At 33.8% G+C, this 14,495-nt stretch carries 8 protein-coding genes and 5 pseudogenes; 3 read left to right on the top strand and 10 right to left on the bottom strand.

Going from position 1 to position 14,495, the window contains the following annotated elements; all coding sequences use genetic code 11:
* Nucleotides 1-635: 635 nt before the first annotated feature.
* Nucleotides 636-1,049, bottom strand: coding sequence for an H-NS family histone-like protein (locus ARADI_RS03235; RefSeq protein WP_119711106.1), 414 nt, complete (start codon nucleotides 1,047-1,049; stop codon nucleotides 636-638).
* A gap of 616 nt (nucleotides 1,050-1,665) precedes the next feature.
* On the opposite strand from ARADI_RS03235, the pseudogene ARADI_RS03230 reads away from it, so the two are divergent.
* Nucleotides 1,666-2,359 (top strand): annotated as a pseudogene (locus tag ARADI_RS03230) (thymidine kinase).
* A 176-nt stretch (nucleotides 2,360-2,535) separates the two neighbouring features.
* Here ARADI_RS03230 and adhE read toward each other — a convergent pair.
* Nucleotides 2,536-5,185, bottom strand: a pseudogene (gene adhE, locus ARADI_RS03225) (bifunctional acetaldehyde-CoA/alcohol dehydrogenase).
* A gap of 360 nt (nucleotides 5,186-5,545) precedes the next feature.
* Here adhE and ARADI_RS03220 point away from each other — a divergent pair.
* A pseudogene (locus ARADI_RS03220) lies at nucleotides 5,546-6,189 on the top strand (YchE family NAAT transporter).
* 491 nt (nucleotides 6,190-6,680) lie between these two features.
* On the opposite strand, the gene cls reads toward ARADI_RS03220, so the two are convergent.
* Nucleotides 6,681-8,141, bottom strand: a complete 1,461-nt coding sequence (cls, locus tag ARADI_RS03215) for a cardiolipin synthase (RefSeq protein ID WP_119711617.1) — start codon at nucleotides 8,139-8,141, stop codon at nucleotides 6,681-6,683.
* 907 nt (nucleotides 8,142-9,048) lie between these two features.
* On the opposite strand from cls, the gene ARADI_RS03210 reads away from it, so the two are divergent.
* Nucleotides 9,049-9,399 carry a TonB family protein gene (locus ARADI_RS03210; RefSeq protein WP_182853055.1) on the top strand — a complete coding sequence of 117 codons (351 nt, stop codon included), beginning with the start codon at nucleotides 9,049-9,051 and terminating at the stop codon, nucleotides 9,397-9,399.
* A 58-nt stretch (nucleotides 9,400-9,457) separates the two neighbouring features.
* Here ARADI_RS03210 and yciA read toward each other — a convergent pair.
* The 7 genes and pseudogenes from yciA to trpB form a co-directional block, all read right to left on the bottom strand.
* Nucleotides 9,458-9,894 (bottom strand): annotated as a pseudogene (gene yciA, locus ARADI_RS03205) (acyl-CoA thioester hydrolase YciA).
* Between the two features lie 69 nt (nucleotides 9,895-9,963).
* Complete coding sequence (locus ARADI_RS03200) at nucleotides 9,964-10,500, bottom strand: septation protein A (RefSeq protein WP_119711104.1); 537 nt, start codon at nucleotides 10,498-10,500, stop codon at nucleotides 9,964-9,966.
* A 340-nt stretch (nucleotides 10,501-10,840) separates the two neighbouring features.
* Entirely contained in the window at nucleotides 10,841-11,596 is a 756-nt protein-coding gene (locus tag ARADI_RS03195; RefSeq protein WP_119711103.1) for a YciC family protein, read from the bottom strand.
* A gap of 332 nt (nucleotides 11,597-11,928) precedes the next feature.
* A complete protein-coding gene (locus ARADI_RS03190; RefSeq protein WP_119711102.1) occupies nucleotides 11,929-12,243 on the bottom strand; it encodes a BON domain-containing protein in 315 nt (104 codons plus the stop codon).
* Nucleotides 12,244-12,471: 228 nt separating this feature from the next.
* Nucleotides 12,472-12,879 (bottom strand): tryptophan synthase subunit alpha, encoded by a 408-nt coding sequence (locus ARADI_RS19405; RefSeq protein ID WP_255420598.1) that lies wholly within the window; start codon nucleotides 12,877-12,879, stop codon nucleotides 12,472-12,474.
* Nucleotides 12,809-13,279 (bottom strand): tryptophan synthase subunit alpha, encoded by a 471-nt coding sequence (trpA, locus tag ARADI_RS19400; RefSeq protein WP_255420597.1) that lies wholly within the window; start codon nucleotides 13,277-13,279, stop codon nucleotides 12,809-12,811. The genes ARADI_RS19405 and trpA overlap by 71 nt, the downstream gene beginning before the upstream one ends.
* Nucleotides 13,279-14,469: pseudogene (gene trpB / locus ARADI_RS03180) on the bottom strand (tryptophan synthase subunit beta). Before trpB ends, trpA begins: the two are co-directional and overlap by 1 nt.
* Nucleotides 14,470-14,495 lie beyond the last annotated feature (26 nt).

Below are 14,495 nucleotides of genomic sequence, written 5' to 3'. Positions count from 1 at the left end.
TGATCATATACCATTTTAGTTACTAGCTAAAATTTCTTGTGTTAGCGCGTGAGTTTCTATCAATAATATTTACGTTAACACTGATCATAATTATGATAAAAAAGTATAGTAATTATATTTAATTGATTTAGCTTGTATCAGATTAGCCGTTTATTTTTTTTATAAAGTAATCTGTTTATTATTTCTATAATAAATTTTTACATAATGAATAGAATGAAACTTAACAACCTCTCTAACAAAATAAAATAGAGAGAAGTCTAATAATGAACATCGAATGCATGACTTTATGGCAATAAAAAACAACGATACTATTTCTTGAAGGAATAATTTGAAATGTTTAGATAACAAAAATTTACATTACATGGTGTATCGCTGATAATAAAATATTTATATTAATAGAAGTTATACATTTTTATGTCGGCTTCTTTATTATAGGAAAAGGTATGGTTAGTTATTAGTGAAAAGTGGCAGGCATGTAAATGTATTTAGTATTTATCTTAGCGAGCAGAGTTTTACGCTTTGATATATATTAGACCTTATTAAGGCTGGTTATTTATTGTGTAATAAATGTTAATGATATGTGTAATTAAAATACCCTTTATATAAAGGGTATTTTAAAAGTAGAGAAAGGACATTTAGATTAAAAAATCATCCATATGTTTACCCTTCGCTAGTGCCTTTTTGATGATAGCTGGTGTGCGACCTTGGCCGGTCCAGGTTTTTATTTCACCATTTTCATCTTTATATTGAAATTTAGCCGGTCTTGCTGCGCGCTTAGTACGGTTAGATGTTTTTGAAGGCGTTTTTGCAGTAACTAGATCATCTAGACTGAGTCCTTCTCCTTCCAGTAATTTAATATATTTTGCAATTTTTTGACTATGAGCTTCTAATTGTGCTCTCGCTTGATTTTCATCTTCGCGACGTTCATCTACAACGGTATTAAATTTATCATGTATTTCTTGCAATGATTCTAACGGCATTTCTCTTGCTATCGCACGTAAGGTACGAATGTTATTTAATGATTTAAAATATTTCAATGAATCGCTCATTTTCCTGGTCTCGAATTAAAATGAATGTTGGCTGATGTCTACTAATAATAGAATGCTATTTTATTTTCTGCAATAGTGAAGTTACAAAATAAGGTTAAATTTATTGTTTTTTAAACTTAAACTTCTTTGCAAAAGCAATATAAGCGTTCACTGTAAAAATATTATATATTTTATATTAGATACCCCGGATACTTAAAAATCTATACGAAAATGATAGAACTGCTTTTATATTGGAATTTCATTCAGATGTAAAGATGATGTTTTTTATTTTTATTCAACTTTATGGTATGTAACATAAACTAAATTTTAACTTAATATGTATAAAAGAGTTTGCTTATTAAGCTTTTGTTGAGTTATCACTACTAGGTATCTAAGTTTTTTGATGAAGGTTAGCTATTAATAATCTTTTCTTATCACATACTTTGTTAAAATAAAGATGTTGTTTGTAGAGCGTAACATTTAAACATACGAACTTTTTTATGACTATAAACATTACTAAAAAATCTGTTATGTTAGTTATCAATATTTATAATCAAATGAAATGAAAAATAATGTTTGATAATGTATGTTGTAAACTTTCAAAATATTTGTCTAAATAGGTAAGAGGAAAGAGCTAATGGTTCAGCTTTATTTCTATTATTCAGCAATAAATGCAGGTAAATCAACTTCACTACTTCACTACTTCACTACTTCACTACTTCACTACTTCACTACTTCACTACTTCACTACTTCACTACTTCAGTCTTCATATAATTATAATGAACGGGGAATGAATAAGCTTATTTTCACTGCTCAGATTGATACCCTATTTGTTCAAGGTAAAGTAACCTCCAGAATTGGTTTAGTTGCAGATGCAATTTTATTTTCGCAACAGACAGATATGGGGAGATTAATAAAAGAAAAAAGTTGCTGTCAAAAAATTCATTGTGTGCTTGTTGATGAGTTTCTGTTTTTAACCAAAAAGCACGTTAGTCAGCTTTGTGAAATTGTTGATTATGAAAACATACCGGTTTTGTGTTATGGATTAAGGAAAGATTTTCGTGGTGCGTTATTTATTGGCAGTCACTATCTGTTAGCTTGGGCAGATAAACTTATTGAACTAAAAACCATTTGTTATTGTGGTCGTAAAGCAAGTAAGGTTTTGCGATTAGATGATAATGGGCTTGCTGTCTATCAGGGAGAACAGATTGAAATTGGTGGTAATGAAAAATATATCTCAGTCTGTCGTAGACATTATATGGATGCAATTAATCACACAAAATGTATTGAAGCGGGTGAAAAACCTTTTTCCGTTGTTCCATTTAAATAATTTTTAACTCCCCATATTAGGTTATTATTCTTAAATGAAAATTAATTACGTAAAATAACTATTTTGGTTTTAAATTATTTTCAAATAAGGATTAGTAAAATATTTTGAGATTAAAAAAGCACCGAATATATTTTCAGTGCTAATTATTAAATAAATGGTTACAAATAAAATGTCTATTAAGTAGATTCTTTTACTAGATGACTTTTTTCCTTTGCTTGCAGAAATATATTTTTCTTTTCAGTAAAATTATTACCATAGTATGAATCTAACATAATTTGTTTTAGTTCAGCGATCAACGGAAAGTGAGGATTCGCACCAGTACATTGATCATCAAATGCATCTTCAGATAACTTATCTACTTTAGCTAAGAAATTCTTTTCTGCGACCCCAGCTTCACGAATAGATTTGGGGATACCGAGCATAGTTTTAAGTGTTGCTAACCAATTAAGCAGTTTTTCAATTTTGTTAGCTGTACGAACAGCTGGCGAGGTTAGTCCTAAATGATCAGCAATCTCACCATAGCGACGACGAGCTTGAGGGCGATCATATTGGCGCTTTGTTGGATTGTCATTAGCGTTATAGGAATGACATTTTCAATTAGCAGCGCATTGGCTAAACCATGGGGTATATGAAATTCGGAACCTAATTTATGGGCTATTGAGTGGCAAACACCTAAAAAAGCATTAGCGAAAGCAATACCAGCGATGGTTGCTGCATTGTGCACCCGTTCGCGGGCAATAGGATCTTTTGCTCCATTCAGATAACTGGTTGGCAAATATTTTTTTAACAACGTTAAAGCCTGTAAAGCTTTTCCATCAGAGTATTCATTTGTAAGAACTGAAACATAGGCTTCTAGCGCATGGACGATAGCATCTAGTCCACTGAATGCTGTAAGTGATTTCGGCATATGCATAACAAGATTGACATCAACAATTGCCATATTTGGCGTAATTGCATAATCGGCTAAAGGATATTTTTGGCCGGTAGCATCATCAGTAACAACAGCAAATGGCGTGACTTCTGAGCCTGTACCTGATGTTGTGGTGATGGCCACCATTTTGGCTTTAACACCCATTTTGGGAAATTTATGAATACGTTTACGAATATCCATAAAACGTAGAGCAAGCTCTTCAAAATGGGTTTTGGGATGTTCATACATTACCCACATGATTTTAGCTGCATCCATAGGAGAACCACCACCTAAAGCGATAATCATATCTGGTTTAAAGGTATGCATTAAAGCGGCACCTTTACGAACAATACTCAGCGTAGGATCAGCTTCAACTTCAAAAAATACTTCAGTTTCAACATTAAAAGTTTTCAATACGTTAACGACTTCATCAACATAACCATTATTGAATAAGTAACTGTCAGTAACAATAAAAGCCCGCTTAGCACCGTCAGTAGCAATTTCTTCCAGCGCTAATGGTAGGCAACCACGACGAAAGTAAATAGAATTAGGAAGTTTATGCCACAATATATTTTTTGCTCTTTTCGCTACTGTTTTAGTATTAATTAAGTGCTTAGGACCCACGTTTTCAGAGATAGAATTTCCACCCCAGGAGCCGCATCCTAATGTTAATAAAGGAGCTAATTTGAAATTATAAAGATCACCAATCCCACCCTGAGATGCCGGAGTATTAATTAAGATACGTGCGGTTTTCATTTTCTCGCCAAAATAATTAACTTGCTCAGTTTGATTGTCTTGATCAGTATAAAGACATGAAGTATGGCCAATACCCCACATCTCAACCAATTTTTCTGGTTTTCCAACGGCATCAGCAAAATCTTTACTATGGTACATGGCAAGTAATGGTGAGAGTTTTTCATGGGCAAAAGGTTCTCTCTCATCTGTGGCTTTTACTTCTCCGATTAAAATTTTTGTGTTTAACGGCACTTGTATGCCGGCTAGTTCAGTAATTTTTACCGCAGGTTGACCAACAATAGCCGTATTTAAATTACCATTTTTAAAAATAATGTTTTGTACTGCTTTAAGCTCTTTATCTTTTAATAAGTAGCCGCCATGAGTGACAAACCGTTCGCGCACTTGATTGTAAATTTCGTCCACAATGATAACTGATTGCTCTGACGCGCAAATAACACCATTATCAAAAGTTTTTGACATTAAAATTAAAGCAACTGCACGTTTAATATCGGCAGAACTGTCAATAACGATAGGTGTATTACCTGCACCTACACCGATGGCAGGTTTTCCTGAGCTATAAGCTGCTTTCACCATACCATGTCCACCGGTTGCTAAGATAAGATTAACATCAGGGTGGTGTACTAATGCATTTGAAAGTTCGACTGAGGGTTCATCTATCCAGCCAATAATATCTTTTGGCGCACCAGCAGCAACAGCAACAGCAGCTTGTAATACGATTTTGGCGGCGTTGTTAGTGGCATTTTTAGCGCGAGGGTGAGGGGGAAAAATAATCCCGTTACGCGTTTTTTTAGACTGATTAAAGATTTAAAAATGGCTGTCGATGTAGGATTAGTTGTTGGAACAATACCACAAATTAAGCCAATAGGTTCAGCGATGGTGATAGTACCAAAAGTAAGATCTTCGGACAAAATGCCACAAGTTTTCTCATCTTTATAAGCATTATAAATATATTTCGAAGCAAAATGATTTTTAATCACTTTATCTTCTATAATTCCCATGCCAGATTCTTCAACTGCTAATTTTGCTAAAGGAATGCGAGAGTCTGCAGCCGCACGAAAAATTTTATCAACTTGATCCTGGGTAAAATTTGCAAATTGTTGTTGTGTTTTTTTAACACGCACGACAAGTTCATTGAGTTCAGTAACATTAGTTACAGACATAAAAATAAGCAAAAACGCTCATTATATTTATGATAACTTAATAGATATATAGCTTACCATATTATAAATAGCGCTAAAGTGATCTTTATCAAAAAAAGTGCATACTGAACCAATTCAGTAATAAGTTATATAAGAATAATTTCGATTAGCAATATAAGTAAATATTGAAGAATTAAGTTAGCAAAATTTTGTATGGTATCTAATTTAGAAACTTATTGTGTTATTGGATTTAGTTTTTGAATTTTAGCTAGATAAGTATACTACGCTAAGATAAAGTGTTTTTCCTGCTAGACTAAACATTATTTGTTTTGAATAATTAATTTTTAGCTAAGCGTTAATATTTGATTGAGGAACTCAATTGTGGTTGGTACTTTACTGGACCTTCCTAATTATATTAAGTTTTTTTAGGTCTTTTTGCGTTAGTTAATCCGATAGGAATTTTGCCTGTATTTATTAGTATGACTAATTATCAATCTGTGGCAGAAAGAAACCGTACTCATTTAGTGGCTAATTTTTCTGTGGCAATTATTTTATGTATTTCGTTATTGGAGAGAGAGGTTTTTTTAAAATTATTTGGTATCTCTATTGATTCTTTTCGTATTGCTGGCGGAATTGTTATTGCAGCCACTGCTATGTCTATGATTAGTGGTCGAATAGGTGAAGATAAGCAGAACAAACAAGAAAAATCAGAAACTGCCATTCGTGATAGTATTGGAGTTGTTCCTTTAGCATTACCATTAATGGCTGGTCTTGGAGCAATTAGTTCATGTATTATCTGGTCTTTTCGTTGGTTAGGATGGCAAAATTTAGTTGTTCTATCGCTAACGCGTATTTTTTTTGCTTTGTGTTGTTGGTTACTTTTTCGCTCAGCAACAATTCTCGTTAAATATTTAGGTCAAACGGGAATTAATGTTATTACTCGTATTATGGGATTATTATTAATGTCACTTGGAATTGAGTTTATCATTACAGGCACTAAATCTGTTTTCCCCGGATTACTTTAAACAAGCAATAACATCATAACTCAGTGATATTTATAATTTATTCATAAAATTTCGGATATTGATATTGCCATAAAACCTATATTAATAAATTTATTTACCTAATAATTATAATTTTTATGAATTATTAATCCATTATAAAACCAATTTCTATAGGTTAAAAAACACTTTTTTCTAAGTACCGCAATAGCAATATCCTTTTTAATTTATGGTCTAATAGGGTGATTTAAAATTGAAATTTTTCCTGTTAGCTAATACGCTTAATTATAATACATAGATGTAAGTTATGGTGCTGGTAATTTGCTCAATGAATTAATTTTGTTATTAACTATGTACAGCCTAATTTATAAAAATTAGCCTTATTTTTATAAATTAGGTGTATATATGAATATCATTATCTGACAATTATGGTAAATAAATGTTATTGGTTGATTTATTAGTATTGGCTTAATTTAACAAAAATAATTTTTTTTGCTGATAATTTTATAAAAATATTACAATAAAGGACTAAAAAAATAGCAAATACGTTCGATAACACGGTTCCATAATGGACGTTTATTCCAATTCTTCTGCATCAAAGGTGTAGAGCGAGCAATGTAATCATATTGAACTAATATTAGATCGCTACCAAAGCTTTTATCATCAATAACAACAGTAATTTCAAAATTAAGCCAAAGGCTTCTCATGTCTAGATTAACAGACCCAATTAAGCTTAATTCACCATCAACAGCTAGGCTTTTAGCATGCAAAAGCCCATCATTGAACTGATAGATCTTAACGCCGGCTTCTAATAATTCAGAGTAAAACGCCCGGCTTGCCCAACGAACTAAAAAAGAATTATTCCGATTAGGAATGACCATTAACACTTCGACACCCCGCATCGCTGCAGTGCAAATAGCATGGATTAGATCATCACTGGGAACAAAGTAGGGTGTGGTAAGTATCAGCTGCTTACGTGCAGAAAAAATTGCGGTCATTAAAGATTGCTGGATTAATTCTTCCGGAAAGCCGGGCCCTGAAGCAATGACTTGAGTTGTATGTCCACTAGCTTGTTCAAACGGCATAATATTGGTGTCTGGAGGAGGAAGAAGAATGCGTTGACCGGTTTCCATTTCCCAATCAAATGCATAAACAATGCCAAGAGTTGTTGAGACTGGTCCTTCCATCCGAACAACTATATCTACCCATTGTCCCACACCGGCATTTTGCTTAAAAAAGCGAGGATCAACCATATTCATACTACCAACATAGGAAAAATAATTATCAATAATAATTATTTTTCTATGTTGGCGTAGATCCATTCGTCGTAGAAAAAAGCGGAACAAATTTACTTTTAGTGATTCTATTAGTTCTATTCCGGCTTCACGCATTTTTTTCGGTTGATGGCTGTGAAAAAAAGACCAACTACCGGCAGAATCAATCATAATTCGGCATTTTACACTACGTTTTGCTGCATTGATCAGAGCTTCGGTAACCTCATCAACTAACCCTCCGTCTTGCCAAATATAAAATACCATTTCGATATTGTAATAGGCTGAATTAATATCGCGTATAATGGTATTTAAAGCGTCTTGATAATTGGTTAAAAGTTGAATTTTATTTCCTTTAACGCCGCCAATTCCTTGTCTTTTTTCGCAGAGTTCAAATAAAGGTTCTGCCACTCGGCTGTTGCCTTTGCAAAAAATATGTTTAGATTGTTTGAGTTTTTCAAGCCAGGTTTCAACTGAAGGCCACATATTCTTTGCTTTAATTACTCGTCGCTTGCCAAGGTGTAACTCACCAAAAGCAAGATAAGCAATAACGCCAACTAGTGGGATGATGTAAATAATCAATAGCCAGGTTAGGGCAGAAGTCACCGGACGGCGTTTTAATAAAATGCGTATAGTAACCGAGGCAATCATTAGCCAGTACAGAAAAAGCACAGCCCAGTTTAATAGTATATAGAGGGTTGCCATAGGCAAAGATGTTCCTATCTTAAAGTTGGTTCGATATTATTGATTATCTGATTATCTGATTATCTGATTATCTGATTATCTGATTATCTGATTATCTGATTATCTGATTATCTGATTATCTGATTATCTGATTATCTGATTATCTGATTATTCACTATAGCAAAATAAAATTTGTTATGAATATGAAAAGTACGATTTTTAGCTTAAGTAAAAGTAATTTAATGTATTTTATGAATATTTTAATTATTTTTATATTTTTTTGCTATATCCATGATATGTTAATTTGTCAGATCAAATAGTCACTTATTATTATACACTTCAAATGCTAAGCCTGGTTACTTTAAATAAATTAAACATGTTAATAATTGGTTTGTTTTTATGGCTTACCATGTTGATATCGTTAATGAAAAACTAGATCATTACCTAATTTTATCGTCAACAAGATACTTTTTTAATTTTAGCAAGCTATCCTTATTGAATATGATTGCTATTTGCATTTAGAATAGAGCTTATTTAATTTGCTTATTTAAGAAAGAATTTTCTCATGCGTTGGATCTGTTCGGCATCATTTATTGTCTTATCATTATTTCTTCATGCTTCGTTAGCGGTATCTTGGTTTTTATTACAACCTACAATTATCAGCTTCTTCAGCTGAATCTATGTCAGTAACTATGGTTGCTTTAGCTGCACCTAGTGATATTAGCTAGTCGGTAAATGTTAATGAGCCAGTAACGGAAATCGTGCCTAAAATAGAGCCTGATGTTGAAGCCAAACTGGCGTTACTTGTGAAAAAAAGGTCACTCCAAAAAAGTCGATCGTTAAACAAAATTCTAAATCTAAGCAGTTAGTAGGAAATCATATTAAAAAAACTATTACCGAACACTCACATCAATCACAAGTTAATGTCGTGAGCAAATTAGCAAGCGATGATCATGTTGGTGTTAATAATAATCAGCAGACTAATCAAATAGCTTCCTCATCAATTGCTATAGATGGCCGCAGAGCATTAAGAATTCAACATCCAGATTACCCTGATCGCGCCCGTAAACTCGGTAAAGAAGGTTATGTTAATGTTCTATATAATATTGATGAAAATGGTAGAGTCGTTAACTTAGAAGTAGTTGATTCATCACCTAGAGGTTTGTTAGAACGTGAAGTTAAGCGTGCGATGAATCGTTGGTATTATGAAAAAATTCCGGCTAAGGGATTAAAAAAGACATTCCTGTTTAAAATCGATGGTTCAATTAATCTTTCTTAAATTGGTTTAGTTATAAAGCTTGCTTAAAGGCCAAGGTAAATTGGCCTTTAAAAATAGATTAATTGGGAGATACGTTATCAGAGTTAGATAATTGGTAATGGCGTTTTTCTTCAGGTAAACAACGGGGAGAATTATCCTCATTAACAGCAACATAAGTGAAAATGGCTTCGGTGGCTCCATAACGTTGGCCTACTGGCTCACTGGAAACTTTCTTGACCAAACTTCAATATTGATGGTGATAGAGGTGTTACCTGTTTTAATGCAGCGAGCATAACAACATATTACATCGCCGACTGAGACTGGTTTTTGGAACGTGATCCCATTGACGGCGACAGTAACAACACGACCAAGTGCAATTTCTTTTGCTAAAATTGCACCGCCAATATCCATTTGTGACATTAGCCATCCGCCGAATATATCACTATTAGCATTTGTATCGGCCGGCATTGCTAATGTACGGAGAACTAATTCTCCTTGTGGTAATTGTTGTGTCATGAAAAATTTACTTCTGTTATTTGCCATAATATACCTGCTGGAAGTAGGTATCCGTTGTTATCATATCAATTACTTTTGTTCTTTAGGCAGATGTTTATAGATATACACCATGCTAAGTATTGTAAATATTAGTGTGACCGCGGTCAAACCAAAAACTTTAAAGTTAACCCAGACATCCTGAGGTAGCCAAAAGGCAACATAAATATTTACTAGCGCACAGATAGCAAAAAAGATTGCCCATGATAAATTTAATTTATGCCAAATCTCATCAGCTAAATGGATCTCTTTACCCAGCATTCTCTGGATTAATGGTTTTTGGGTAAAATATTGGCTGACTAACAGTGCTAATGAAAAAATAGCGTAAATAACTGTCACTTTCCATTTAATAAAAAGATCACTGTGGAAAATCAACGTCAGTCCACCAAAAATGATCACGATTACTAAAGTAATTAACGAACTTTTTTCAATTTTTTTGTAGATAAGATAAATGGCCAGCATAGATAAAGTGGTGGCAATCATTAATGCGCCAGATGCGTAAAAAACATCTACTTTTTTATATACAATAAAAAAAACAATGAGAGGAATAAAATCTAATAGTTGTCTCATGAGGGCACTTATCCTGATCCTTTTCGAGTAAATATGAATTTTTATAATTATTTGATTAATAAATTATAAAATATCCTATTGCCAATTTGTTTTATATTATATTACCTTATTTGATAATAATGTTACACAGTTAGTAGGCATATATTTTTATTGATAAAATTATCTACTGAGCAATAAAATTCACTATTAACATATTGAAGTAATTAACTTGTTATTACGAATAAAATGCAATTTTGAGTTAGAACGTTTGTTCTGTAATTAATGTTTAATTGTCTATGTTAATAGCAAATTTTTACCACGCTATCTAATGGTAAATAATAGCCGTGATATTTTTATCTGGTTAATTTGTTGTTTTTCCAACTAACATGTAAAGGCGGGAAAAATAGATCAATGTAAAAGAGGTAAGCAAATTATTCAATGTAAAAGAGATAATATTATTCACCATACTCGGTAAAAAACGAAATTGTCCAAGCAGCATAGTGAGTAACATTTGCAATGCTAACCAAAGTAATAAAATTGTTAGAATTAACCCCCAATGACGAAATGCTATTTTCCAACTTTGACTCATGGCTCGTAGTGGCATAATGTTTTTGACGGTTATTAAGATGATGGGTGATAAGGAAAAACCGATAGCTAAAATGATACCGGGTAAGATGAATAGCATAAAGCCAAAATAAATTATAATTGTGCATATAACTAATAAAATTAACATGTTAGGTAATATACGTAACGAAAGCATAAAGGCTTGCCATGCACTGACGCTATTGCCGGTACTGAGTTCTGACAAATAAGTAACTACTGAAGAAACTAATAATATTAATCCGATAAAAACCGCACCCAATGAGAGTAATGAGACTCTCATCATTATCGATTTTTCTTCATCAGATAATTGACTTACCCAAGTTAAAAGTGAAGTTGAGTCATTTTGACCACCAAGGGTTTTGACAATGGTTGCCATTTCATCGATGGGAACCAGAAAGTAATAAAGTATTAGACTGATGGTAGCTGAAATGAATGACAGGATAAAAAGGCCGCTCAGCTGATTTTTAAAAAAATTAAAGCTATCGCTGATAAGTGAGTTGGCCGTAATGGACATGAAAACTGCTCCTATAACTGGTTTTTATCATCATATTTTAATTGTATATTGTAACTGACAGTGAAGAGAGCGTATAGCTTTTCTACGGTAAAGCTATTGCTATATCAATAAATTTTGTGGTTATTCTATAAATAAGGATAAAATACTAAAAATAGAGTGATATTCATATTATAGTAATTTTGAATATAACAAGATAATGATTGGTTTTAATAATTGATATGGTAATGACTTTATGGTGATAAAAGCGATTATTTTATTATCTGATTTGAGGGGCTAATGGCGATAAATTATATTTATTTCAGTCCCTATATTGGGGCTGAAAAGTAAAACAATCATCGTATTTTCATTGAATCAATGACTGATTGTACACCTGCTACACCTTGTGTTACTTGAATTGCCCGCTGAGCGTCGGCACGCGAACTGACAAAACCGCTCAATTGCACACGACCTTTAAAGGTTTCAACATTGATTTTCGTTGATTTTAAGTTTTTTTCTGCCAATAATGCTGTCTTCACTTTAGTTGTAATAACCGTATCATCAATATATCCACCAATTCCTTCTGTTTTTGCTGTTGGAGCACAAGCAGAAAGGAATAATTCCATAAATAGCATGGTACAGAGCGCTGTCATTGATTTAAGATATTTCATTATTCAATTCTCCATTAATACGAGGGTTATTTTTATTTATCGTATATGAGTGCTAAATGAAAATTTCATCGCAGTCAGTATACTGATTATTGATGAAATATAAATAAATTACAAATGAATAGCTGGTATCGATAGCGACTTGTTAATTGCAATAGTTTATTAGAATCGATAATTAGTAATCACAAAATAGCAAGGCTAACTACCATTTTTCCGCTAGCTTTAAATTGACTATTTTTGCGTAGCCATTTTTATCTGTGAAACAAACTGTTTTAATTTTACCAGTAAAATATCAGGTTGCTGGTGATGAATTTCAATTAATTTAACAACTGCAAAGCCAGATATTCCGCCAACTATACCATTTTTGATTGCATCGGTGACTTGTTTCGGTTCAGCAATGCCAAAACCTAACAGTGGTGGAGCGGCATGGTAGGCTTGTAACTTGGTTAATAACTGGCTAGCAGGAATATTTGCTTTTTTTCTGTGCCTGTTACACCTGAACGCGAGAGTAGATAAGTAATAGCCACGACCATATAAAGCAATTTGGCGTAAAAGCTTGTCATCTGCATTAGGAGGACAAATAAATATTGGTGCAATAATTATGTTGCAACGCTGAAGTGCGAAATGGCAGGGACTCATTCATTGGTACATCGGCGATTAAAAAGGAATCGATGCCAGCATTCTGAGATTGAGCATAAAAATTATCAATACCATGGTTAAAAATCATATTTGCATAAACTAATAAGCCAATAGGAATCAAAGGGTGCTTTTTGCGAATTTGTGTTAATAGTTCAAAATAGTATGTTGGCGTTATGTTCGCATTAAGTGCGCATAAATTCGCCTTTTGAATCGTTGGACCATCAGCCAGTGGATCAGAAGAAGGAATACCAATCTCTAATGCATCGACTTTTGCCTCAATTAGTGTATCAATAATCTTTAATGATATTTCTGCATTCGGATCGCCTAAGGTGATGAATGGGACAAAAGCTCCCTGATTTTTAGCACTTAAGGTGTTAAACAGTAGCTGATAACGCTCCATTAGATCTCTCTTTTGGCTTGCAAAATAGCCTGTACAGTAAAAATATCTTTATCTCCACGGCCAGAGATATTAACAATCAGTAGTTGCTCTTTTTTTGGTTCTGCTTCAATCATTTTTAAGGCGTAAGCCAGGGAGTGTGACGACTCTAAAGCTGGAATGATACCCTCCTGATTAGCCAGTTTTTAAAATGCGGATAACGCTTCATCATCGGTAATTGAGACATAATCAGCACGGCCAATACTATTTAAATAAGCATGTTCTGGTCCTACTGAAGGAAAATCTAACCCGGCAGAAATAGAATAGGACTCTTTAATTTGGCCTTCATCGGTTTGCATTAGGAGGGATTTCATACCAAAGTAAATACCAAGCCGACTATGTTTTAATGGTGCACCATGGGCGCCAGGGTCGATACTTAGACCAGCTGGCTCAACCCCAATTAGACGTACGTTTTGTTCGGGTTTAAACGCCGTGAATAATCCGATAGCGTTAGAGACTCCGCCAACACAAGCAATTACGGCATCAGGTAGTCGTCCTTCTCTAGCTAAAATTTGTGCTTTGGCTTCATCGCCAATCATACGTTGAAACTCGCGTACTAGCGTTGGATAAGGATGGGGCCCGGCGGCGGCGCCAAGTAAATAGTGGGTGTTGCTATAACTGGCTGACCAATCTCTCAATGCTTCGTTGCAGGCGTCTTTTAAGGTTGCTGAACCATTATTTACCGTAATAACTTTAGCGTCCAATAATTGCATCCGAAATACATTGGGTGATTGGCGTTGGACATCTTTTTCCCCCATATAAATGCGACATTTAAGCCCAAGTAATGCACAAGCCAGCACTGTAGCAACGCCATGTTGCCCTGCTCCTGTTTCTGCAATAACTTCAGTTTTGCCCATCCGCTTGGCTAATAAAGCCTGATCTAACACTTGATTTGTTTTATGTGCGCCTCCATACAATAGATCTTCTCGTTTTAGATAAAGTTTAGTTTTAGTACCGATGGTTAAATTGCGACATAGCGTTAAGGCGGTGGGACGGCCAGCGTAATTTTGTAATAGATCGTGAAATTGTTGTTGAAACGTATCATCTTGCTGGGCTTCGATGAAAGCCTGTTCCAGTTCGTTAAGTGTGGGAATAAGAATTTCAGGCACATATTGACCACCAAATTGGCCAAAATAGGGATTTAATTTACTCATTGCTTTATTCCGTTAATCTGATCGTT

Origin of the sequence: Arsenophonus endosymbiont of Aleurodicus floccissimus (assembly GCF_900343025.1) — a bacterium.
GTDB lineage: Bacteria > Pseudomonadota > Gammaproteobacteria > Enterobacterales > Enterobacteriaceae > Arsenophonus.
The sequence above is the reverse complement of the archived record's forward strand: the minus strand, read 5'-3'. Positions and strand labels throughout refer to the sequence as shown.